The organism is Sphingosinicella sp., from assembly GCF_052387495.1.
Taxonomy (GTDB): Bacteria; Pseudomonadota; Alphaproteobacteria; order Sphingomonadales; family Sphingomonadaceae; genus Allosphingosinicella.
Window position 1 is genome coordinate 1 of record NZ_JBQTJC010000266.1, and the last position, 20392, is coordinate 20392.

The 20392-nt window shown below is 67.8% G+C and carries 24 protein-coding genes and 1 tRNA gene; 17 read left to right on the forward strand and 8 right to left on the reverse strand.

Features of this window, described 5'->3' with window-relative positions:
• Positions 1 to 163 precede the first annotated feature (163 nt).
• The 4 genes from ACT4N8_RS14610 (at position 164) to ACT4N8_RS14625 (ending at position 3582) form a co-directional block, all read left to right on the forward strand.
• The gene (locus ACT4N8_RS14610) at positions 164 to 1057 is read left to right on the forward strand and encodes an SDR family NAD(P)-dependent oxidoreductase (protein ID WP_444858847.1); all 894 of its coding nucleotides are present in this window, start codon (positions 164 to 166) and stop codon (positions 1055 to 1057) included.
• A gap of 14 nt (positions 1058 to 1071) precedes the next feature.
• Positions 1072 to 1455, forward strand: coding sequence for a hypothetical protein (locus ACT4N8_RS14615; protein ID WP_444858848.1), 384 nt, complete (start codon positions 1072 to 1074; stop codon positions 1453 to 1455).
• Between the two features lie 74 nt (positions 1456 to 1529).
• The gene (locus ACT4N8_RS14620) at positions 1530 to 2642 is read left to right on the forward strand and encodes a hypothetical protein (RefSeq protein ID WP_444858849.1); all 1113 of its coding nucleotides are present in this window, start codon (positions 1530 to 1532) and stop codon (positions 2640 to 2642) included.
• Positions 2643 to 2757: 115 nt separating this feature from the next.
• A complete protein-coding gene (locus ACT4N8_RS14625; protein WP_444858850.1) occupies positions 2758 to 3582 on the forward strand; it encodes a hypothetical protein in 825 nt (274 codons plus the stop codon).
• On the opposite strand, the gene ACT4N8_RS14630 is transcribed toward ACT4N8_RS14625, so the two are convergent.
• Together ACT4N8_RS14630 and epsC are read right to left on the reverse strand one after the other, a co-directional pair.
• Complete coding sequence (locus ACT4N8_RS14630; RefSeq protein WP_444858851.1) at positions 3579 to 3923, reverse strand: DUF2794 domain-containing protein; 345 nt, start codon at positions 3921 to 3923, stop codon at positions 3579 to 3581. The genes ACT4N8_RS14625 and ACT4N8_RS14630 overlap by 4 nt on opposite strands.
• Positions 3924 to 4628: a serine O-acetyltransferase EpsC gene (epsC, locus tag ACT4N8_RS14635; RefSeq protein WP_444858852.1), complete on the reverse strand. Its 705-nt coding sequence runs from the start codon at positions 4626 to 4628 to the stop codon at positions 3924 to 3926.
• A 215-nt stretch (positions 4629 to 4843) separates the two neighbouring features.
• On the opposite strand from epsC, the gene ACT4N8_RS14640 reads away from it, so the two are divergent.
• The 7 genes from ACT4N8_RS14640 to ACT4N8_RS14670 all read left to right on the forward strand — a co-directional run bounded on the left by ACT4N8_RS14640 (position 4844) and on the right by ACT4N8_RS14670 (position 10385).
• Positions 4844 to 5359, forward strand: a complete 516-nt coding sequence (locus ACT4N8_RS14640; RefSeq protein ID WP_444858853.1) for an RNA polymerase sigma factor — start codon at positions 4844 to 4846, stop codon at positions 5357 to 5359.
• A complete protein-coding gene (locus tag ACT4N8_RS14645; RefSeq protein ID WP_444858854.1) occupies positions 5356 to 5982 on the forward strand; it encodes a hypothetical protein in 627 nt (208 codons plus the stop codon). Before ACT4N8_RS14640 ends, ACT4N8_RS14645 begins: the two co-directional genes overlap by 4 nt.
• A gap of 91 nt (positions 5983 to 6073) precedes the next feature.
• On the forward strand, positions 6074 to 6229 hold the full coding sequence (locus ACT4N8_RS14650) for a hypothetical protein (RefSeq protein WP_444858855.1): 156 nt from the start codon (positions 6074 to 6076) through the stop codon (positions 6227 to 6229).
• 238 nt (positions 6230 to 6467) lie between these two features.
• Entirely contained in the window at positions 6468 to 7448 is a 981-nt protein-coding gene (locus tag ACT4N8_RS14655) for a HEAT repeat domain-containing protein (RefSeq protein WP_444858856.1), read from the forward strand.
• Positions 7448 to 8374, forward strand: coding sequence for a transposase (locus ACT4N8_RS14660; protein ID WP_444858857.1), 927 nt, complete (start codon positions 7448 to 7450; stop codon positions 8372 to 8374). Before ACT4N8_RS14655 ends, ACT4N8_RS14660 begins: the two co-directional genes overlap by 1 nt.
• Positions 8375 to 8416: 42 nt before the next feature.
• Positions 8417 to 9430, forward strand: a complete 1014-nt coding sequence (locus ACT4N8_RS14665) for an adenosine deaminase (protein ID WP_444858858.1) — start codon at positions 8417 to 8419, stop codon at positions 9428 to 9430.
• A 55-nt stretch (positions 9431 to 9485) separates the two neighbouring features.
• A complete protein-coding gene (locus tag ACT4N8_RS14670) occupies positions 9486 to 10385 on the forward strand; it encodes a hydrogen peroxide-inducible genes activator (RefSeq protein ID WP_444858859.1) in 900 nt (299 codons plus the stop codon).
• Here the strand turns inward: ACT4N8_RS14670 and pgsA are convergent.
• Positions 10382 to 10954 (reverse strand): CDP-diacylglycerol--glycerol-3-phosphate 3-phosphatidyltransferase, encoded by a 573-nt coding sequence (pgsA, locus tag ACT4N8_RS14675; protein ID WP_444858860.1) that lies wholly within the window; start codon positions 10952 to 10954, stop codon positions 10382 to 10384. The genes ACT4N8_RS14670 and pgsA overlap by 4 nt on opposite strands.
• A 185-nt stretch (positions 10955 to 11139) precedes the next feature.
• Between pgsA and ACT4N8_RS14680 the strand changes: the two genes are divergently transcribed.
• Positions 11140 to 12477, forward strand: a complete 1338-nt coding sequence (locus tag ACT4N8_RS14680) for an MFS transporter (protein WP_444858870.1) — start codon at positions 11140 to 11142, stop codon at positions 12475 to 12477.
• Positions 12478 to 12481: 4 nt separating this feature from the next.
• On the opposite strand, the gene ACT4N8_RS14685 is transcribed toward ACT4N8_RS14680, so the two are convergent.
• The 3 genes from ACT4N8_RS14685 to ACT4N8_RS14695 all read right to left on the reverse strand — a co-directional run bounded on the left by ACT4N8_RS14685 (position 12482) and on the right by ACT4N8_RS14695 (position 14341).
• A complete protein-coding gene (locus ACT4N8_RS14685; RefSeq protein ID WP_444858861.1) occupies positions 12482 to 13426 on the reverse strand; it encodes a YeiH family protein in 945 nt (314 codons plus the stop codon).
• A gap of 105 nt (positions 13427 to 13531) precedes the next feature.
• Positions 13532 to 13705 carry a hypothetical protein gene (locus ACT4N8_RS14690; RefSeq protein ID WP_444858862.1) on the reverse strand — a complete coding sequence of 58 codons (174 nt, stop codon included), beginning with the start codon at positions 13703 to 13705 and terminating at the stop codon, positions 13532 to 13534.
• A 90-nt stretch (positions 13706 to 13795) separates the two neighbouring features.
• The gene (locus ACT4N8_RS14695; RefSeq protein ID WP_444858863.1) at positions 13796 to 14341 is read right to left on the reverse strand and encodes an HD domain-containing protein; all 546 of its coding nucleotides are present in this window, start codon (positions 14339 to 14341) and stop codon (positions 13796 to 13798) included.
• Positions 14342 to 14385: 44 nt separating this feature from the next.
• On the opposite strand from ACT4N8_RS14695, the gene ACT4N8_RS14700 reads away from it, so the two are divergent.
• The 4 genes from ACT4N8_RS14700 (at position 14386) to upp (ending at position 18817) form a co-directional block, all read left to right on the forward strand.
• A complete protein-coding gene (locus ACT4N8_RS14700) occupies positions 14386 to 15558 on the forward strand; it encodes a winged helix-turn-helix domain-containing protein (protein ID WP_444858864.1) in 1173 nt (390 codons plus the stop codon).
• 79 nt (positions 15559 to 15637) lie between these two features.
• The gene (locus ACT4N8_RS14705) at positions 15638 to 16903 is read left to right on the forward strand and encodes a GTP cyclohydrolase II (protein WP_444858865.1); all 1266 of its coding nucleotides are present in this window, start codon (positions 15638 to 15640) and stop codon (positions 16901 to 16903) included.
• 100 nt (positions 16904 to 17003) lie between these two features.
• On the forward strand, positions 17004 to 18188 hold the full coding sequence (locus tag ACT4N8_RS14710) for a DUF1688 family protein (protein WP_444858866.1): 1185 nt from the start codon (positions 17004 to 17006) through the stop codon (positions 18186 to 18188).
• Entirely contained in the window at positions 18188 to 18817 is a 630-nt protein-coding gene (gene upp / locus ACT4N8_RS14715; RefSeq protein ID WP_444858867.1) for a uracil phosphoribosyltransferase, read from the forward strand. Before ACT4N8_RS14710 ends, upp begins: the two co-directional genes overlap by 1 nt.
• Before the next feature lie 33 nt (positions 18818 to 18850).
• On the opposite strand, the gene ACT4N8_RS14720 is transcribed toward upp, so the two are convergent.
• Together ACT4N8_RS14720 and ACT4N8_RS14725 are read right to left on the reverse strand one after the other, a co-directional pair.
• Positions 18851 to 18926: transfer RNA gene (locus tag ACT4N8_RS14720), tRNA-Ala, on the reverse strand.
• A 74-nt stretch (positions 18927 to 19000) separates the two neighbouring features.
• Positions 19001 to 19327: a TIGR02300 family protein gene (locus tag ACT4N8_RS14725; protein WP_444858868.1), complete on the reverse strand. Its 327-nt coding sequence runs from the start codon at positions 19325 to 19327 to the stop codon at positions 19001 to 19003.
• 99 nt (positions 19328 to 19426) lie between these two features.
• Here ACT4N8_RS14725 and ACT4N8_RS14730 point away from each other — a divergent pair.
• A partial coding sequence (locus tag ACT4N8_RS14730; RefSeq protein WP_444858869.1) for a 3-phosphoshikimate 1-carboxyvinyltransferase occupies positions 19427 to 20392 on the forward strand: 966 nt, incomplete at its 3' end.

Sequence of the window (20392 nt, forward strand, 5' to 3'; positions counted from 1 at the left end):
GTCGCGGCGGACGATTCCTATCCGAACTGCACGGCCGAGATCACCGACAATTGCCTGCAGGCCTATGAGCGGGGCCGCGACCCCGCATAAGCCGGCTTTCCGGCTCGCCTCAAATCCCCTACTCCGCGCCCACGACTGAGCGCGGAGTGGGGGTTTTTCGCTTATGACGATCAGCTTCGAAGGCCGGGTGGCGATCGTCACCGGCGCGGGCGGCGGATTGGGGCGGGCCTATGCGCTCGAGCTGGCCCGGCGCGGCGCGAAGGTCGTCGTCAACGATCTCGGCGTCGCGCGCGACGGCACGGGGAGCAGCGACGCGGCCCAGGCAGTGGTTGCCGAAATCGAGGCGGCGGGCGGCACCGCGATCGCCGACGGCGGCAGCGTCACCGAATATGCCCAGATGGAGGCGATGGTCGCGCGGGCGAAAGCGGCGTGGGGCGGTGTCCATATCCTGATCAACAATGCCGGCATCCTGCGCGACAAGAGCTTCGCCAAGATGAGCCCGGAGGATTTCGAGCTGGTCGTCCGCGTCCACCTGATCGGCTCGGCGAACTGCACCAAGGCCGTTTGGGAGACGATGCGCGAGCAGGGCTATGGCCGGATCCTGATGACGGCGAGCTCGACCGGGCTCTACGGCAATTTCGGCCAGGCCAATTACGGCGCCGCGAAGCTGGGCCTCGCCGGCCTCGCCAAGACGCTCGCGCTCGAAGGCGCGAAATACAATGTCCGGGTCAACACGATCGCGCCGACCGCGGCGACGCGGATGACCGAAGACCTGTTCCCGGCGGAGCTGCTGGAGCGGTTCAGGCCCGAACTGGTCGTCCCCGCGGCCTTGTTCCTGGTTTCGGACGAAGCGCCGACCAACACGATCCTCGGCGCCGGCGCGGGCGTGGTGCAGGCAGCCCACATCACGCTGACCCGCGGCGTCGCGCTCGACGAGCCCACTCCGGAGGCGGTCGCCGCCCAGTTCGCCGCGATCGTCGACCGAACCGGCGAGATCGTGCCCCAGTCCGGCACCGAGCAGGCGATGACGATCATACAACGGCTGCAGGGCGGCTGAGGAAGGGCCGCGGCATGAAACTCCCCGGCGCGATCGCGGCGGCGGCGCTCGCCATTGCTGGCTGCGGGACGACGGCGCCGGCGGAGCGCGATTTCGTTCCGGGCTATCCCGGGGTCGACTATCTGCCGGCGGAGCGGATGGCGGGCGAGCTCATGCTCGGCTTCGAGCTTTCACTGTTCGAAGGGTGCTGGTTTGAGATGACGCGGGAGGCGGCCGCTCAGCTGAGTGCCCGGGCGCCGGAATGGCGCGGCCGCGGCCCTTATCGCTACCGGATCGAGATGATGGCGCGCCGCGCTCCGGAGGCCGAGGGCCACGGGTTCGGTCACCTGGGCCTCACCCCCTGTCAAGTCCGGGCGAGCCGCTTCCTCTCGGTCCAGCGGATGCGAACGCGGCGCTAGCCCCTCCCCCGTTTACTGTATTGCAGCACCAATACACCTGTGCTACGTGCCCCCGTCCGAACGGGGAGACGCACATGTATAGCGAGAGCGATATCGAGGCCGCGGTCGCCGCCGGGGCGATGAGCGCGGACCAGGCGCAAAGGCTGCGCGGCTTCGTCGCGGCGCAGCGCCATTCGCCGGTGGTCGACGAGGAGCATTTCCGGCTGCTGACCGGCTTCAACGACATTTTCGTCGGCATCGCCGCCGCGATCCTGCTCGCCGCGGTGGCGGGGCTGGCTTATTATATCCCGCCCAATATCGACGGCGACGGCCCCTCGCCCTTCATGGGCCTGTTCGTCGCGGCCGTCGCCTGGGGCCTCGCCGAATTCTTCACGCGCCAGCGCCGGATGGCGCTCCCCAGCATCATCCTGTTGCTCGCCTTCGTCGGCGGGGTGTTCGCGACCGCGGCCTTCACGATGGTGACCGCGATCGGCGAGGACAATCTGAACACGCCGCAGGCCGGCGCGATCATCCTGTCCGCGAGCGCGGCGCTCGCCGCGGCGGCGGCCTGGCTGCACTGGCGGCGCTTCATGGTGCCGATCACGGTCGCGGCCGGAGCGGGCGCGATCGTCGCGCTCGTGCTCGGCCTGATCGCCTCGGGCTTCGTCATGGAGGACATGACCGACGCGCAGGTGGCGGCGATGCAGCAGGTCATCGAGGCGAGCGCGCTGGTGCTCGGCGTCGGCGTCTTCCTGTTCGCGATGTGGTGGGACGGCTCCGATCCGAAGCGCGAGACGCGCCGCTCGGACGTCGCCTTCTGGCTGCATTTGCTGGCGGCGCCGCTGATCGTCCACCCGGTCTTCTCGCTGCTCGGACTGACCGAGGGCAATGTCTCGGCCGGCGGCGGCATCGCCGTGATCCTGCTCTACGTCGTGCTCGGGCTGGTCGCGCTGGCGATCGACCGGCGGGCGCTGCTCGTCTCGGCGCTCGCCTACGTGCTCTACGCGCTGAACAGCCTGTTCGAGACCTACGGCGTGGTCGAGCTGAACGTGGCGCTGACCGCCTTGATCATCGGCTCGGCGCTGCTCCTGCTCTCGGCCTTCTGGAGCAACGCCCGGCGGGCGGTGGTGCGGCCCTTGCCCGAGACGCTGCAGGCGCGGCTGCCGGTGCTCGATCGCAACGCCCCGGCCGCGGCGGCCGCGGCCTAGACAGGTTCGAAGGAAGAGACTGCCCCTCCCGGGAGACCGGGAGGGGTTTTTCCGTTGCGCGGCCTCGCGGACGTGATAGCGTGCCGCCACCGGTCGATGCGCGAGGGGGAACGCCATGGCGACTGTTGCCGAACCGATCGTCCACGAAGAGCCGCGGCCCGACCGCCTGTCCGGCACGCCGCGCGCCCATGCGCTGGATCGCTGGATCTATGTGATTACCGCGGCGAGCTTCATCGTCATCGTGCTGGCGGGGTTCGTCCCGAGCTCGCTGGCGAAGATCGCCGCGGTTCAGGCGGGGGCGAGGCCGCCCTTCCCGCTCGTGCTGCACATGCACGCGGCGCTGATGGGCTCCTTCCTGCTGCTCCTGCTCGCGCAGACCATCCTCGTCGCGAACGGCCGAAGCGACCTGCACCGGCGGCTCGGGCTCGCCGCGATGGTGATCGCGCCGGCGATCGTCATCGTCGGCTTCATCCTCGTCCCGGCAAATTACCAAGGCTTGTGGAGCGCGACGCAGGCAGCGCCGGAAGCGGCGCGCGACCAGCTTCAGAGCACGCTGCGGATGGTCGACAATATCGCGTTGCTGCAATTCCGGGTCGGCATCCTGTTCCCGCTGCTCCTCCTGATCGGCTTGCGGGCACGGGGGAGCAATGCAGGCCTGCACAAGAGGATGATGATCCTGGCGACCGCAATGGCGCTGCCTGCAGGAATCGACCGCATTCCCTGGCTACCGACTACTTTGCCGGCCAGCCCGCTGGCACCGGACTTTTACACGCTGCTCGCAATTTCGCCGATGTTACTGTGGGATATCATCCGCAACCGCAGGGTGCACCGCGCCTATTGGATCGCCCTCGCCTGCTGGCTGCCGATCTCGATCGCGGTCCATAGCCTGTGGGACACGCCGTGGTGGCATGCGACCGCACCCAGTTTGATGGGCGTCTAGCCGCTACTGGCGACGACTTTCAGAAGGCGGCGCTCGATCGGGGCGAGGATCGAGGCGAGCTGGTGGCCGCGGCGCAGCACCTGGCCGGCCTCGCCGATCAGCGCCCAGGCGCCGGCGCGGTTTCCGGGGCGCTTCTCGATCCGATATTCCGGGCGTTCGGCGGCGCGGCGGAAGCACCAGAAGCTCGCCGCGTCGGGGCGGAACTCGATCGCATAATCCTTCCAGTGCCCGGCGGCGACCATGCGGCCGTAGAGATCGACGAGCCGATTGAGCTCGAACCGGTCGAAGCCGACATGCCTTGCTGAACTGGACGGTCCCGGAAATGGCAGGACCGTGCCCATTCAGGCGCGGCCCTGTTCTTTGAGGTCCCGCTCTCCCCGCGCAAGCTCGCGCTCCTCGATCAGCTCGGCGAGGCGCTTGCGGAGCTGCTCGATCTCGCACTGGAGGATTTCGAGCTTCTGGGTGGCGGGATCGAACGCTTCCGAGCAGACCGTGCCGTAGGGCAGGAAGCTCGCCGAGCTCTGCCTGGCGTCGACCAGGGTCGAGCGGGCGGGGATGCCGACCATGGTCGCGCCGGCCGGAACATCCCGGGTGACGACGCTGTTCGCGCCGATCCGCGCCTTGGGGCCCACCGTGATCGGCCCGAGGATCTGTGCGCCCGAGCCGACGATGACGCCGTCCTCCAGCGTCGGGTGGCGCTTGCCGCCGACGCCGTTGGTCGGATTGGTCCCGCCCAGGGTGACCTGCTGGTAGATGGTGACGTCGTCGCCGATCGAGGCGGTCTCGCCGATCACCACGAAGCCGTGGTCGATGAAGAAGTTGCGGCCGATCTCGGCGCCCGGATGAATGTCGATCGCGGTCAGCATTCGCGAGAGATGATTGACCAGCCGGGCGAGCAAGTAAAGCTCGCCCTTGAACAGCCAGTGGGCGACGCGATGCAGGCCGAGCGCGAGCACGCCGGGATAGAGCAGGACCTCCCAGCGCGAGCGCGGCGCCGGATCGCGCGCCAGAATCGAATCGAGATAGGCCAGAAGGCCGGTAGCCATGGAGCGGACGCCCGTATCGTTTCGTCCCAGAGATAGGCCGGACCGCTTAACATTTCCAGACGGGACGGCGCGACGGCGGCTGGCACATCCCGGGCCGACGAACTCCCCCTTGTACCGGGCCGGGACACCGCCGGGCGCGCCTCTTAAGGACGCTTCTGCTATGACCCGTAAAACGAATCCGCGATCAAGCGGGCAAGGGTGCGGCGGGAAACGGGATGGCGTCCGGGACGGGGAGCTTCGAAATGCCGCCGTTCGAGCGGATCGTCGCCGAGCACGGCCCGCTCGTCTCGCGCATCGCGATGACCTATGAGGCCGATCCGACGCTGCGCGAGGACCTCACCCAGCAGATCTTCCTCGCCGTCTGGCAGGCCTTGCCTTCCTACCGCGCCGACGCTTCCTTAAAGACCTTCATCGCCCGGATCGCGCAGAACCGCGCGATCTCCTTCGTCGCCAAGCAGGTCCGCCAGCCGCCGACCGCGGAAATCCCCGAAATACTGGAATCGGACGATCCCGATCCGGAGCAAAATGCGATGGAAGCGAGCGAACGGCGCGCGCTCATCGCCGCGACTCGAAAGCTGCCGCCGCCGCAACGCGAAGTAATCGTGCTGGTCCTCGAAGGTTTCGACTATGCAGAGATCGCTAAAATGCTAGAGATTGCGCCCAATGCGCTGGCATTGAGACTTTCGAGGGCGAAATCGGCATTGAAGACCATTCTGGAGCGGGGGCGATGACCGACTTCGATCTCGACCGCCTCGGCGAGGTGTGGCGTGCCCAGCCGGACGCCGCGGAAATGGCCGCGCTGCAGCGCAGCGCGGAAAAGGTGCGGCGGCGGGCGCGCCTTGGCCAACTCACCGATTTCGGATTGGCTGCGCTCGTCTCCACCGTTGTGCTTATCCTGATGCTTTCCAATCCAAAGGTGGAAACCGGGATCCTGGGCGCCGCGGCAATCGCGCTGATGCTCTACGGTTCAATCCGCCAGAGGCAGTTTCGCATGCTTGAGTTGAAGAGCCTAAGCGGGACCGCAGAGGAAATGCTTGACCAGTCGATCGCCCGCGTCGAGGCGACACTCAAGCGCACGCGCCAAAGCTTGATCATTGCCCTACCCGGCTTCCCGATGGGCGTCGGCTTCGGCGTGGCTCTCAACTCGGGATCGGGCAGCGACCTTCTTAACCGCTTTTCCGAGAATCCGTGGCTTGGCCGCTATGGCATTGTCGCTGCCGTGCTCGTAGCCGCCGCGGCGTTGATGATCATCCATCTCATGCGCACGCAGCGGCGGTCGCGCCGCGAGCTTGAGCAGCTGGCGGCGTTGCGCGAAGCCTATCGTGAGGAAAGCGAGGCGACGCATGATGGTTAATCAAACGAAATCGCCTACTTAGCGAAGTCTCAATCATTCTCTGGCAATGACCTTCCCGTGGGATACGAAAAGAACAGGGAAGGCAAAGCCAATGAATAAGTCGTATGAGCCGATCCGTTTCGAGGTCGAGCATCTTCCCGAGCTCGCGACCCAGGTCGCCATTTCCGGCTCGGCCAAGCAGCGGGAAGTGGGCGGCGGCGCGTGTCTGATGGTTGCGGCCGGCATCGCCGTCTACGCCTCGCTCTAGGTCGTTTGTCATCAACCGTGGCCCCGGCCCGGAAGCGACTTTGCGCGCTTCGGGGCCGGGGCCATTCATATCGAAGCACTGCCAAGGATGGCCTCTTTGCCCGAATTCCGCTCGCGCGAGTTTCGCCGACGGGCTCTGATCGTGCTGCACGACCCGAGTGTGCTTTGCGGCGCGACGATCGCTCTCCTCTGCGCCACCTTAGGGGTTCCTGAAGGAATGATCGGATAGAGCGCTTCGCATGATCGTCGGAGAGGAACTGAAGGCCTGGCTAAGCAACCGCGAGGCGCATCGCCGTGTCGAAGCGGCCGCCAGCCGAGCGGCCGATGCATGGAGCGACGGCCGGGCGCATCGACGCTTCGACCAGGTGCTGGGCCCCGTGCGCGATGCCGGCGTGAACGAGATCGTCGAGGCAGCCCATACCCTCTTCGCCGACGACGCCTGGGTCGACGCGCTGATCGACCATCTCGCGCAAGAGATGCGCGCCGATCCCTATTTCGAGCCGCCCTTCCGGGCCCTCAACAGCGACATCCATTCCGGGCTGCTCGTCTTCGAGGACCAGCACGTCAACATCGCCGCGGGCGTAAGCCGGGTGGCGCAGCTTGCGGCGAAGAAGAATGTCAAAGGCAAGGCCGCGTCGGTCAATTTCACCGGGCAGGTCAGCGTTCTGAAATTCGTGAAGGCGGGCGGTGCGGCGATCGCTTTCTGGGAGGGTCCCGAGATCGGCGAGGGCTTCAGCGCCGCGACGGCGGGTACCTGCCGCCGAACGAAACGCCGAGTGATCGCAGACGGCGAGATCCTCGTCGTCGACGGCCGCCGGCAGAGCTATGTGATCGAGCATGCGACCTCGAACCTGGTCGTGCTCCAGGCCAATCTCCGCACCGGCCAGGCCCCGGTCGCCGTGGAATATGATGCGGCGAGCGGCGCCTATCTCGGCTGCAGCGCGACCGACGACGGCGCCTCGCGCATCCAGATGATCTCGACCCTGGTGCGCAAGCTCGGCCACGAGCAAGCGTTCGAGGCGATCGCCGCCTTCCTCGATCATCCGAGCTTCTTCGTGCGCTGGCACGTGATGCGCGAGCTGGTCGGGATCGACGCCGCGGCCGCCCTCCCCCACCTCAAGCGCATGGCCGCCCGCGATCCGCACCCCGATCCGCGCGCCGCGGCGCGCCTCGTCCTCGATCATGTCGAGAGCGCGATTCCCCGGAAGGACGCGGCCTGATGCCCCGGATCATCGACTGTCCCGCCGACGAGGCGATCGAGCTGGGCGATCTCGTTCAGGCGCTGAACGACGAGCATTTCGACCCCGCCGACGAGGAGAGCTTCGCCGCCGCGGGGCCGCTGCTCAGGCGCCTCGCCAGCAACCGCCGCTTCCTCGCCGACCTCGCCGTCGCCGAGCTCAAGGACCGCTGCGACACGCAGAGCCGCGAGAACCGCTATTCGGGGCAGGTGATCATGCTGCACCGGGCGACCGAGAAATATTTCATCCGCGCTAATTTCTGGCCCTCGCCCCAGGACAGCCTGTTCAAGGCGAGCGGGACCTCGCCCTTCTTCTACCACGTCCCGCACGACCACAATTTCTCGTTCCTGACCGTCGGCTATATGGGCCCCGGCTATTGGAGCGAATATTACGAATATGACTACGACAAGGTCGTCGGCGTGCCGGGCGAGAAGATCGACCTCAGGTTCATCGAGAAGGCGAAGCTCGATCCCGGCAAGGTGATGCTCTACCGGGCGCACAAGGACGTGCACAACCAGCTCCCAGCCGACGAAATGTCGGTCTCGATCAACATCATGGAGGCGAGCCCGCGCCTCCCCTATCTCACCCAGTACCGCTTCGATCCGGCCAAATGCGAGATCGCGGGTATCCTCACCCGGACCTCAAGCGAGGCGCTGCTCGCGCTCGCCGCCAACCATGACGGGGGCAACGCCCGCGACCTGGTCGAGAGCTTCGCCGCCCGCCATCCCTGCGACCGCATCCAGTTCGCCGCGCTCCGCGAGCTGGCCTCGGCCGCGCCCTCGATCGATGCGGGGCTGGCGATCCTGGGCGAAGGCACGAAGGCGCCCAACCGCTTCGTCGCGCAAATGGCCGCCAAGGCGATCGCCGGCATCGAGGCCAATAGGAGCTGGATAGAGCGAGCCGCTTAAGCGGCTTTGCCTTCGCCGCCGCGTCGATTAGGTTCGCGGCCCATGAGCGATCTCGACGCCTTTATCGCGGGCCTGCCGAAGGCCGAGCTCCACATGCACATCGAGGGCAGCCTAGAGCCGGAGCTGATGTTCGCGCTGGCCAAGCGCAACGGGGTCGCGATCCCGTTCGACAGCGTCGAGGCGGTCCGCGCCGCCTACAGCTTTTCCAACCTGCAGGACTTCCTCGACATCTATTATCAGGGCGCGAACGTCCTGCGCACCGAGGCGGACTTCAAGGACCTCGCCGCCGCTTATTTCGACCGGATCGCAGCGGACGCCGTCGTCCACGCCGAAATCTTCTTCGACCCGCAGACCCATACCGATCGTGGCATCCCGTTCGACACGGTGATGCGCGGCCTGCTCGCGGGAATGGAGGAGGCCGAGGCGAAGCACGGCATCAGCTCGAAGCTGATCCTCTGCTTCCTGCGGCATCTCGACGAGGAGGCGGCCTTCGCGACGTTGGAGATGGCGAAGCCCTGGTTCGACAAGATTGAGGCGGTCGGGCTCGATTCTTCGGAGCTCGGCCACCCGCCCGTAAAGTTCGCCCGTGTCTTCGCCACCGCCGCCGAGCTGGGTCTCAAGCGCGTCGCCCATGCCGGCGAGGAAGGCCCGCCCGATTATGTCCGCGAGGCGCTGGACATCCTCCATGTGGACCGGCTCGACCATGGCAATCGCAGCCTCGAGGATGCGGTGCTGACCGAGCGGCTGGCGCGCGAGGAGATGACGCTCACCGTCTGCCCGCTCTCGAACGTCAAGCTCTGCAACGTCGCCTCAATGGACGTCCATCCGATCGACCGAATGCTGACGCTCGGCCTACGCGCGACCATCAACTCGGACGACCCCGCCTATTTCGGCGGCTATATCAACGACAATTACCGCGCCGCCGCGAAAGGCCGCGGCCTCACCCGCGACGACCTCGCCACGCTGGCGCGCAATTCCTTCCTCGGCTCGTTCCTGACCGAGGAGGACAAGGCCAGCCACCTCGCGCGCGTGGATGCCTACGTAGCGACAGCCTAGCTCTGGCTTTTATCGCCGCGCCTGATTAAATCGCCTGTATTGATCGATTGAGGCGATGAACGTGCACCTCCCTACGCTGAAGCAGCTCCAATATCTGGTCGCGCTGCGCACGCACGGCCATTTCGGCCGAGCGGCGGAGGCGTGCTTCGTGACCCAATCGACCTTGTCGGCGGGGATCAAGGAGCTGGAGACCCTGATCGGCGTCACTCTGGTCGAGAGGACGCGGCGCGTGGTGCGCTTCACGCCGCTGGGCGAACGGGTCGCCGAGAAGGCGCGGCGCATCCTGCGCGAGACCGAGGATCTCGCCGACATGGTCCGCGCCGCGGGCAAGCCGCTCGCCGGCGAGCTGAGGATGGGCGTGATCCCCACCATCGCGCCGTTCCTGCTCCCTACCCTGCTGCCGCGGCTGCGCGAGCAATGGCCGGACCTCAGGCTCTATCTGCGCGAGGAACCCAGCCAGGCGGCCTGCGACGCGCTCCACCGCGGCAAGCTCGATTGCGTGCTGCTTGCCTTGCCCTTCGCCTGCGGCGACGTGGATACGGCCGGCCTGTTCGACGACCGGCTGATGGTCGCCTTTCCGCCCGGTGGCGCGGACAAGCTCCCGGAGACCGTACCCGCCTCGGCGATCGACGAGACCAAGCTCTTGCTGCTCGAAGACGGCCATTGCCTCAAGGATCACGCGCTTTCCGCCTGCAACCGGCCGGAGCTGCGCGCCGAGGCGTCGATCCTCGGCACCTCGCTGCACACGCTCGTGCAGATGGTCGACAACGGCCTCGGCCTCACCCTCATCCCCGAAATGGCGGTGGACGCCGGCATCCTCGAAGGCACCAACGTCGTCGCCCGCCGCCTCGACGCCGAGCACCCGACCCGCCGCATCGCTTTGGTCTGGCGCAAAGGGAGCCCGCGGGAGAAAGAGTTCCGGCTGCTGGCCGATGCGCTGAAGGCTGCCGCCTAGTCCATGTGCTTGAGGCCGACGCGCAGATAGTCCCAGCCGGTGACCAGGGTCAGCGCCGCAGCGGCCCAAAGGCAGCCCAAGCCGAGGGGGTGAACCCAGGCTTGGCCGGGCAGCGCGCCGGCGAGGATCAGGGCGCCGAGCGAGACGAGCTGGAAGGTCGTCTTCCATTTGGCGAGCTGGCTCACGGGGACGGAGATGCGCAAGGAGGCGAGGAACTCGCGCAGGCCCGAGACAATGATCTCACGCAGCAGGATGATCAGCGCCGGGATCAGGTGCCAGTCGGTGACGATCGGTCCTTCGAAGCCACGCACGGGCTCGCGCGCGATCAGCATCACGATCACCGAAGCGACCATGATCTTGTCCGCGATCGGATCGAGGAACTGGCCCAGCCGCGACACCGTCCCCTGCGCGCGGGCGAGATAGCCGTCGAAATAATCGGTGATCCCGACCAGGCAGTAGAGCACGAAGGTGACGCCATATTGCCACGGCGTCGGCGACCAGAGCAGGAAGACCAGCAGCGGCACCGCGAGGATGCGCGACAGGGTCAGGAGGTTCGGCACCGTCAGCATGCGCGCCGCCCCTGTAGCCGGATCGGGACGAGAATGGGAGAGGCGGGGGCTTGTGTGGCGCGAAGGGCTCGGCCTATGACCTCGCATCCGGCCCGAGGGCGAGGACGAGAAGACGTAATCAGGATGCCGACCTCCCCATCGTCTCGCCCGGCCGCGCGCGCCTGTCCTGGAGCCGCTTCGGACTGATGTACGGCGCGACCCATCTCCTCGGCGTCCGGCGTTTCCTGCCGCTGTTCGTCACCCAGTTGCTCGGCGCGTTCAACGACAATCTGTTCAAGAACGCGATGGTTCTGTTCGTCGTCTACCAAGTCTATAACGACGAGGCCTCGGAAACCTGGTTCAGCGCCGTCACCACCGCCGTCTTCATCCTCCCCTTCTTCCTGCTCTCCGCGCTCTCCGGCCAGCTCGCCGACGCGCGCGACAAGGCGCGGATCATCCGCATCGTCAAGGCCTGCGAGATCGGCATCATGCTGGTCGGCGCGGGCGGCCTGCTCCTGGCGTGGCAAGGGATCCTGGTGCACCAGCTGGCCATCCCCATCCTGCTGCTCGCGCTCTTTGCGATGGGGGTTCACTCGACCTTCTTCGGCCCGATCAAATATGCGATCCTGCCGCAGCATCTGGAGAAGGACGAGGTGCTCGGCGGCACCGGCCTGGTCGAGGCGGGCACCTATCTCGCGATTCTCGGCGGCACCATCCTCGCGGGGGTGATCTCGGTCCAGGCCTCGGCCGCCGCCGTTATCGCGATCGCCTTGATCGGCTACGCTTCGGGCCGCAGGGTGCCGCCGGCGCCACCCCTCGAGGGCGGCCCTGTCATCGATTTCAACGTCTTCCGCTCTTCGTGGCGGCTGATCAGCGCGACGCTGCACATCCCGCGCCTGTTCCTCGCCATCGTCTCGATCAGCTTCTTCTGGACGATCGGGGCGGTACTCTTCATCCAGTTCCCGCCGCTGGTGAAGAACGTGCTCACCGCCGATCGCGCCGTCGCCAGCCTGTTCCTCGCCATCTTCTCGATCGGCGTCGCGATCGGCTCGGTCGCGGTCAACCGGCTGCTCAAGGGCGAGGTTTCGGCGCGCTATTCGGCGCCCTCGGTGATCGCGATGGGGCTGTGCGTGGTCGGCTTCCACCTCACCGCCGCGGGCTGGCAGGGGCTGCCCGCCGGCCAGCTCTACGACGTCGGGGATTTCATGCGCCACGACGGCAATTGGCCTTTGCTCGGCTCGCTGCTCGGCATCGCGATCTTCGGCGGCATGTTCGTGGTGCCGCTTTACGCCTTCCTCACCACCACCGTGCCCAAATCGCAGGCGGCGCGCACCGTCGCAGCGAACAATATCGTCAATTCCGGCGCGATGGTGGTCGGCTCGCTGATTGCGATCGGCCTGTCGATGGCGGGCGTCGCGGTCGAGGACCAGCTGCTGCTCGCCGCCGCCATGTGCCTCCTCTCCGCCTGGCTCGCCTGGAAGCTGCACAAAGCGTGCGACGCGGTCGAATGCACCGACAAGGAAGTGCTGCCGGACACGGTCTGACGGCTCAGATCATCAGGATTGCCGCCAGCGCGAAGGCGGCCAGGATCGCGCTCTGCCCGGCGATCACGAGGATGGGGCGAAGGCCGAAGGCGGCGAGCTGGCGCGGCGCGATCTTGGTGCCGAGGCCGACGATCGCGACCAGCAGGCAGAAGCGCGACGCTTCCGCCAGCAGGCGCTGGACCTCGCCCGCGATGATCCCGAGCGAGGCGAGCGCGGCGAAGGCGAGGAAGCCGACCAGAAACCAGGGCACGAGCGGCGGCCGTTCACGCTTTTCCCCGCCACGGCTTGCCCACCAGCCGATCAGCATCACGACCGGCGCCAGGCAGGCGACGCGGACGAGCTTGACCGTCGTCGCGACCTCGCCGGCCAAAGGGGAGTGGGTGAAGCCGGCGCCGACCGCCTGGACGACCTCATGCAAGGTGCTGCCGTAGAAGATTCCGGCCGCGGTCTCGTCCATGCCGAGCGCGGCGGCGAGGAAGGGGTAAGCGATCATCGCCGCCGTCCCGATCACGGTGATCGCGGCGACGGTGGCGGCGGCGTTTCCGGAGCGCGTCGCCGTGCGCGGCAGGACGGCGGCGACGGCGAGCGCGGCGGAGGCGCCGCAGATCGCGACGGCGGCGGCGGTCAGGAAAGACAGCTCACGCGAAAGCCGGCTCGCGCGGGCCAAGGCGAAGCCGAGACCCAGGCAGACGATGAGCCCGCCGACGGCGATCGCCACCGCCCCAAACCCGAGTGCCGCCATCTCGCCGATCGTCACCCGCGCGCCGAGCAGGGCGACCCCGAGCCGCAATATCTCCCGCGCGGACAATGCGAGACCCGGCGCGACGGACGGCCGGCCGGCAAGCGGGGCGACCGCCATGCCGAGCAGCAGCCCGACCAGCACCGCCGGCAGCACCGTGTACCGGGCGACCTCGAGCGCCGCGAGCGCCAGCGCGGCAGCCAGCAGCACGCCAGGAACATACGCGCCGGCCCGGCGCAAACGGCCCTGGATGCCTGGCGAGTCGGATTGCCCCATCGGAAGGCGTCTAGCGCCCTCGCCGAAGGATGGAAGAAATTAGCCCAGGAAGGTGCCGAAGACGACCAGGCCGGCAACCCAGCCGGTGGCGAAAAACCTCAAATCGTCGAGCCATTCGGGCGGTCCCGAAGGAGGGAAGTCAGGCTCTTCGAGCGGGAGCGCCGCGGCCATCGGGCCGACGCGACGGACGATGAGGGGCGCGAAGCGGCTCATGGCGCCGATTAAGAATCGATTCACCATGCTCGCGCAAGACCGCGCGGAGGGTTAATTTCGCGAAGCGCGTCCCACGATGGGACGCGCGAGTCAGACCATCGCTTTGGGGCGGGTGAAGATGCGGGTCACTTCGGGCTCGAAGCTCTCGAGGCTGTCGATCTCGAAGTCGGGATCGAAGGCCGGCGCGTCCCATTCGTCGACCAGTTTCTCGGCGAAGGCGAACCAGCTCTCGTTCCGGAAGCGCTCGCGCCCTTCCGGATCCTTGCCGAGGTGCTCGAAATAATAGCGGCCCTGGAATTCCTGGTGCCAGTAAACGGCGTGATAAATGTCGTCGCGCACATAGGGCTTCAGCATCTCGGCGGCGATCGGGCCGTGATTGGGGATCGAGAAGAGCTTGCCGAGATCGTGGCAGAGCGCGGCGACCACCTCCTCGTCGCTCGCGCCGGCGCGGCGGGCGAGCGTGCCCGCCATCAGGCAATGGGTGAGCTGGTTCGCGGCGAAGCCGACCTCGATCGCCTCGAGGCGGCGCAAGCTCTCCATGATCTGCTTCGGCGCGGTCGAGGCCTGGTGCTTGCCATGCTCGGCGGCGATATGGGCCCACTCGTCGGCAGTGCCCTGCTTCATGTCGGTGAACATGGTCCACTTGTATCATGCGCGCGCCACGCGGCATAGCCGAGCCGATGCCCCGCCTCGACACGCTCTCGCTCGCCGCCGCGCGGCGGATCGCGCTCGCGGCGCAAGGATTCGGCGGGGCGAAGCCGGCGCCGCTGAATTGGGGGCATCTCGCCCGCAATCTGGAGCGGATCGGCCTGCACCAGATCGACAGCGTCAACGTCCTCGCCCGCGCCCATTATCTCCCCGCCTTCTCGCGGCTCGGCGCTTATGACCGCCCTTTGCTCGACCGCGCCGCCTGGGGGCCGAAGGGAAAGCGGCGGCTGTTCGAATATTGGGCGCACGAGGCGTCGCTGCTGCCGCTCACCCTTCACCCGCTGTTGCGCTGGCGGATGGCCGAGGCCGACCGCGGCGAGCGCGGCTGGACCCGGCTCAAGGCCTTCGCGCATGAGCGCCGCCCCGAGGCCGAGGCGATCCTCGCCCGCATCCGCGCCGAAGGGCCGATGGCAGCGTCCGATTTCGAGCATGGCAAGAGCCGCTCCGGCTGGTGGGAATGGGGCGAGACCAAGCAGGCGCTCGAATTCCTGTTCTGGGCCGGCCATATCGGCACGGCGACCCGGCGCGGCAACTTCGAGCGGGTCTATGATCTCACCGAGCGGGTGATCCCGGCGGACACGCTGAATCGGCCGACGCCCGAGCCCGCGGAGGCGCGGCAGCGCCTGGTAGAGATTGCTGCACGCGCGCTCGGCGTTGCCACCGCACTGGACCTGCGCGACTATTTCCGGCTCAAGCCGCACGAGGCCGGTCCGGCGATCGAGGCGCTGGTCGAGGCCGGGACGCTTGTCCCACTCACGGTCGAGGGCTGGCGTCAGCCTGCTCTACTCCACGCGGAGGCGCGGCGGCCGCGCCGGATCGAGGGCCAGGCGCTGCTCGCGCCGTTCGATCCCTTGATCTGGGAACGGGCGCGGACCGAGCGGTTGTTCGGCTTCCGCTACCGGATCGAAATCTACACTCCCGCCGAGAAACGCACCCATGGCTATTACGTCCTGCCCTTCCTGATGGATGAGGCGCTGGTCGCCCGCGTCGACCTCAAGGCCGACAGGCAGGCCGGGCGGCTGCTCGTCCAGAACATCCATCTCGAGCCCGGCGCGCCGCCGGACACGTACGAACGCCTCGCCGTGGAGCTGGCGGCGATGGCCGGCTGGCTGGGCCTCGAAGGGCCGGCGCAAATCATCCGCTAGCCCCTGCGCCCGTGCTGGCGTAGCGTCGCGCGGGAGAGCAGGGCGAACCGGCCCCTATTTCGAGAGCGGGATGAACCTGATGAACCAAGTGCCCGAGGCGAAGCGCAGCCATATCAGGCTGACCTCGCACCCCGGCTCGCGCGGCCCGGCGCGCTTTCCGCTGCGCTGGGGCGCGGCCGATGCGGCGGCGCGCGGCCCGGTGATCGCCACCGTCAATGCGGGCGGCGACCGCAACGCGATCGGCGCCCATGGCGGCTCCTATTCGATCTACCGCGCGCTCGCCATCTCCTCGGGCGCGATGGACCCGCAGGCGCGGCCGGACCTCAACGACACCTCGCCGGTCTGCGAGATCGGCCCCCACAAGCAATGGGGCCAGGCCGGCAAGATCGTCTCGCTCGACCCCTGGGGGCACCGTGTCGCGCTGGACTTCGCCGAGCCGCTCGCCGCCGGCGTGGATCTTCGCCCGACCATCGCGATCACCAGAGCGCGGCTGACGCTCCACGAGATAAAGGAAGCGATCGCGGCGGGGAGGCTCAAGGTGGACGACCGCATCGTCCATCCGGCGGGCGACGTCTCGGTGACCAAGATCGCGGTCGATCCGGTCTGGTGGCTGCCCGGGGTGGCCGAGCGCTTCGGGGTCGCCGAAGGCGAGCTGCGCCGCTGCCTGTTCGAGCAGACCGGCGGCATGTACACCGATCTCGTTACCCGGCCCGATTTGTCCGTCTTCCTGCCGCCGATCGGAGGCATGACGCTCTACATCTTCGGCGATCCGGCCTTGCTCGGCAACAAGCGCAAGACGCTCACCTGCCGAGTCCATGACGAGTGCAACGGCTCGGACGTGTTCGGCTCCGACATCTGCACCTGCCGCCCCTATCTCACCCACGGCATCGAGGAGGCGACGCGGACCGCCCAGGCGGGCGGCGTCGGCCTCATCGTCTACAACCGCAAGGAGGGCCGCGCGCTCGGCGAGGTCACCAAGTTCCTCGTCTACAACGCCCGCAAGCGCCAGCCGGGCGGCGACCAGGCGGCGACCTATTTCGAGCGGACCGAATGCGTCGCCGGCGTGCAGGACGCGCGCTTCCAGCAATTGATGCCGGACGTGATCCACTGGCTCGGCATCCGCCGGATCGACCGCTTCGTCTCGATGTCCAACATGAAATATGACGCGCTCGCCGCCGGTGGGATCGAGATATGCGAGCGGGTGCCGATCCCGGCTGGGCTGATCCCGCCCGACGCCAGCGTGGAGATGGAGGCCAAGAAGGCCGCCGGCTATTTTACCCCCGAGGGCGCGCCGAGCGCCGATGCGCTCCGCTCGGTGGTCGGGCGCGACCTGGGGAAGTTTTGAGACGTGACATCGCTGCCGTCTTCGTCATTGCGAGCAAAGCGAAACAATCCAGCATGGTCTCCGAGCCGGGCTGGATTGCCGCGTCGCTTCGCTCCTCGCAATGACGGCCGTTAGCATGCACGGCCCCGCCGATCCGGTTCGCGCCCTGCTGAGCGCCAGCGCCGTGCGCGAGCGGGCGCACGAGATGCTGGAGCTGGCATTGGCGGGCGAGGTCGAAGGCTGGCGCGTCGATCTGTCGAATCTCGCCGAGGCGGCGGACCGGACGGCGACCGCGACGCGCGAGGCCTATCCCGACCTCGCGGTGCCGTTCCATTCGCGCTGGCGGCACTTCGTCGCCGGCGCGCCGGCGCTGCCCAGCGGCGATCCGGGCGAGCGCGCCCGCGCCGCGTTCGATCTCGTCATCCTGTCGGTTCTGCTCGACGCCGGCGCCGGGCCGGACTGGCGCTTCGCCGACCCGAAGACGGGGCGGACCTTCACCCGCTCCGAAGGCCTGGCCGTGGCCAGCCAGCGCATGTTCGAGGCCGGCACGCTGGACGATCTCTACGGCCTTTCGAGCGAGACGCTGGCCCGCGGCTTCCAGGTGACAGACGCCAATCCCCTGCTCGGCCTCGACGGGCGGGCCGCCCTGCTCCGCCGCTTGGGCGAGCAGGTCCGGGCGCGGCCTTATCTGGTCGGGGGGGGCCGGCCGGGCGGCCTCTCCTTTATCTCCGTGGCGGGCGCCGCGGGCGCGCGCCTCCCAGCCCCCGCCATCCTCGAACTGCTACTCGAAGCGCTCGGCCCGATCTGGGCTGATCGGATAATGATCAACGGCGTACCAATGGGGGATTGCTGGGCACATTCCGCGCTGAAGAAAGATGACGACCCGTTCGCTCCTCTCGTACCCCTGCACAAGCTCTCACAATGGCTCGCCTACTCACTGATCGAGCCGCTGGAGGACGCCGGGATCGAAGTGATCGATATCGACGGCCTCACCGGGCTGGCCGAGTATCGCAACGGCGGCCTGTTTGTTGACACAGGCGTACTCGTGCTGACCGATCCGGCAGACGCCGCGCGAGAGCTTTACGTCTCCGACCCCCTCGTCGTCGCCTGGCGCGCGATGACGGTGGCCCTGCTCGATCGCATGGCACCCCTGGTCCGCGAACGGCTCGGCGTCGGCGAGGCTGACTTTCCGCTCGCCCGGATGCTCGAAGGCGGCAGCTGGGCCGCCGGCCGCCGCATCGCCGCCGAGCGCCGCCCGGGCGGCGGCCCGCCCCTCAACATCATCAGCGACGGGACACTCTTCTGATGGACGGCCTCACGATCGTCGACCACCCTTTGGTCCGGCACAAGCTCACCTTGCTCCGCGACAAGAACAGCTCGATCCAGCTTTTCCGAGCGGTCGTGCGCGAGATCGCGACCCTGCTCTGCTACGAAGTGACGCGCGAGCTTCCGACCGAGCTGATCGAGGTCGAGACGCCGATCGCCCGCACCCGCGCGCCCGCGCTCTCGGGCAAGAAGCTCGTCATCGCGCCGATCCTGCGCGCCGGGCTGCAGATGGCGGAAGGGATGCTCGATCTCCTCCCCTCCGCGCGCCTCGCCCATATCGGCCTCTATCGGGATCCGCTCTCGCTCCAGGCGGTCGAATATTATTTCAAGACTCCGGAGGATTGCGCCGAACGGCTGGTGATCATCGTCGATCCGATGCTCGCCACCGGCCACACCGCGATCGCCGCGGTCGACCGGCTGAAGGAGGCGGGGGTGTGCGACATGCGCTTCGTCTGCCTGCTCGCCGCCCGCCCCGGCGCAGAAGCCCTGCGCGCGGCCCATCCGGACGTGCCGATCTGGGTCGCCGGCATGGACGAGCAACTGAACGACCACGGCTACATCATCCCCGGCCTCGGCGACGCAGGGGACAGGACTTACGGGACGCGATGACGCGAACGGCAGGAATTCAGTTCAGGAAGGAAATGGTGGAGCCGAGGGGGATCGAACCCCTGACCTCTGCAATGCCATTGCAGCGCTCTCCCAGCTGAGCTACGGCCCCGAACCCTTCGCGCCGCCTCTGGGGGGCAGCCGAGGCGCCGCATTTAGGGTCAGCGGCGCCGCTAGGCAAGTCTCTCAGCTTTCCTCGTCGTCGTCGCCCGCTTTGGCCACGCCGATATCGTCGTCGCCGCCGAGATCGACCTCGTCGTCCGGATTTTCCTCGGCATCCTCGTCGACGTCGATCTCCAGATCGTCATCGGCGAGGTCCGTGTCCTTCTTCTCGGGCTCCTTCTCGGGCTTCTCCGCCTCGAAGGGCAGCGGCTGCTTCGATTTCAGCACCGGCTCTGGCTGCCAGGCGACGCCGCAACTGACGCAATGGACCGGATCGTCCTTGCCGAGATCGTAAAAACGGGTCCCGCATTTCGGGCAGGTCCGCTTGGTGCCCCATTCAGGCTTCACCATGGGTGAAAGTCTCCAACTTGAACTGAAAATTCGAGCTCGGCCCGAGGCCGGTCGGCGGGCGCCTTGCCACAGGGGCGAGGCGCTGTCAAAGGCGCCGCCATGCTCAAGGGAAAGGCCCGCACCCCCGGCGACAAGAGCATTTCCCACCGAGCTCTAATCCTCGCCGCGCTGGCGGTCGGGACGAGCCGCATCGAAAATCTGTGCGACGGCGACGACATCGCCGCCACGATCGTCGCGCTCCGGCAGCTGGGTGTGGGGATCGAACGGGGCGCGGACGGCGTCTGGCGCGTTGCGGGCGTGGGCGTCGGTGGCCTGCTCCAGCCGTCCCGCCCCTTCGAACTCGGCAATTCGGGCACGTCGGCGCGTCTGCTGATGGGCCTCGTCGCCAGCCATCCGATCCGCGGCCGCTTCACCGGCGACGCCTCGCTGAGCGCCCGGCCGATGGCGCGGGTCGCCGCGCCGCTCCGGGCGATCGGCGCGCGGATCGACGGCGACCGGCTGCCGCTCGACGTGGCCGGCGTTTATCCCGCTTTGCCCCGCATCCATCGGCTGGACTTGCCCTCGGCGCAGGTCAAATCGGCGCTGCTCCTCGCCGCGCTCAACATACCGGGCGTCACGACCGTGATCGAGAGCGCCGACACCCGCGACCATCTCGAGCTGATGCTGCCGCTGTTCGGCGCGGAGATCGCGGTGGACGGAGCGGAAATCCGCCTGCGCGGCGAGGCGGAGCTGAAATCGCGCCATCTCGTTATTCCGGGCGATGCCTCGGCAGCGGCCTTCCTCGCCGTCGCCGCGCTCGTCGTGCCGGGCTCCGAACTCCGTATCGAGGGAGTCGGTGTCAATCCGCGCCGGACGGGGCTTTTCGAGCTGCTTCGGGAGATGGGCGCGGACCTCGCCTTCGAGAATCCCCGCGACGTCTCGGGCGAGCCGGCGGCTGACCTCGTCGTGCGCCACAGCGCACTGCGCGGCATCGACGTGCCGGCGGAGATTGTGCCCAGGATGATCGACGAATTTCCGATCCTCTTCCTCGCCGCCGCCTTCGCCGCGGGGGCGACGCGCGCGCGC

What these genes read in the sequence shown, in the direction of transcription:
- ACT4N8_RS14610 (WP_444858847.1), top strand. Translation starts at nt 164, where the DNA reads ATGACGATCAGCTTCGAAGGCCGGGTGGCGATCGTCACCGGCGCGGGC.
- ACT4N8_RS14615 (WP_444858848.1), top strand. Translation starts at nt 1,072, where the DNA reads ATGAAACTCCCCGGCGCGATCGCGGCGGCGGCGCTCGCCATTGCTGGC.
- ACT4N8_RS14620 (WP_444858849.1), top strand. Translation starts at nt 1,530, where the DNA reads ATGTATAGCGAGAGCGATATCGAGGCCGCGGTCGCCGCCGGGGCGATG.
- ACT4N8_RS14625 (WP_444858850.1), top strand. Translation starts at nt 2,758, where the DNA reads ATGGCGACTGTTGCCGAACCGATCGTCCACGAAGAGCCGCGGCCCGAC.
- ACT4N8_RS14630 (WP_444858851.1), bottom strand. Translation starts at nt 3,923, where the DNA reads ATGGGCACGGTCCTGCCATTTCCGGGACCGTCCAGTTCAGCAAGGCAT.
- epsC (WP_444858852.1), bottom strand. Translation starts at nt 4,628, where the DNA reads ATGGCTACCGGCCTTCTGGCCTATCTCGATTCGATTCTGGCGCGCGAT.
- ACT4N8_RS14640 (WP_444858853.1), top strand. Translation starts at nt 4,844, where the DNA reads ATGGCGTCCGGGACGGGGAGCTTCGAAATGCCGCCGTTCGAGCGGATC.
- ACT4N8_RS14645 (WP_444858854.1), top strand. Translation starts at nt 5,356, where the DNA reads ATGACCGACTTCGATCTCGACCGCCTCGGCGAGGTGTGGCGTGCCCAG.
- ACT4N8_RS14650 (WP_444858855.1), top strand. Translation starts at nt 6,074, where the DNA reads ATGAATAAGTCGTATGAGCCGATCCGTTTCGAGGTCGAGCATCTTCCC.
- ACT4N8_RS14655 (WP_444858856.1), top strand. Translation starts at nt 6,468, where the DNA reads ATGATCGTCGGAGAGGAACTGAAGGCCTGGCTAAGCAACCGCGAGGCG.
- ACT4N8_RS14660 (WP_444858857.1), top strand. Translation starts at nt 7,448, where the DNA reads ATGCCCCGGATCATCGACTGTCCCGCCGACGAGGCGATCGAGCTGGGC.
- ACT4N8_RS14665 (WP_444858858.1), top strand. Translation starts at nt 8,417, where the DNA reads ATGAGCGATCTCGACGCCTTTATCGCGGGCCTGCCGAAGGCCGAGCTC.
- ACT4N8_RS14670 (WP_444858859.1), top strand. Translation starts at nt 9,486, where the DNA reads ATGAACGTGCACCTCCCTACGCTGAAGCAGCTCCAATATCTGGTCGCG.
- pgsA (WP_444858860.1), bottom strand. Translation starts at nt 10,954, where the DNA reads ATGCTGACGGTGCCGAACCTCCTGACCCTGTCGCGCATCCTCGCGGTG.
- ACT4N8_RS14680 (WP_444858870.1), top strand. Translation starts at nt 11,140, where the DNA reads ATGTACGGCGCGACCCATCTCCTCGGCGTCCGGCGTTTCCTGCCGCTG.
- ACT4N8_RS14690 (WP_444858862.1), bottom strand. Translation starts at nt 13,705, where the DNA reads ATGAGCCGCTTCGCGCCCCTCATCGTCCGTCGCGTCGGCCCGATGGCC.
- ACT4N8_RS14695 (WP_444858863.1), bottom strand. Translation starts at nt 14,341, where the DNA reads ATGTTCACCGACATGAAGCAGGGCACTGCCGACGAGTGGGCCCATATC.
- ACT4N8_RS14700 (WP_444858864.1), top strand. Translation starts at nt 14,386, where the DNA reads ATGCCCCGCCTCGACACGCTCTCGCTCGCCGCCGCGCGGCGGATCGCG.
- ACT4N8_RS14705 (WP_444858865.1), top strand. Translation starts at nt 15,638, where the DNA reads ATGAACCAAGTGCCCGAGGCGAAGCGCAGCCATATCAGGCTGACCTCG.
- ACT4N8_RS14710 (WP_444858866.1), top strand. Translation starts at nt 17,004, where the DNA reads ATGACGGCCGTTAGCATGCACGGCCCCGCCGATCCGGTTCGCGCCCTG.
- upp (WP_444858867.1), top strand. Translation starts at nt 18,188, where the DNA reads ATGGACGGCCTCACGATCGTCGACCACCCTTTGGTCCGGCACAAGCTC.
- ACT4N8_RS14725 (WP_444858868.1), bottom strand. Translation starts at nt 19,327, where the DNA reads ATGGTGAAGCCTGAATGGGGCACCAAGCGGACCTGCCCGAAATGCGGG.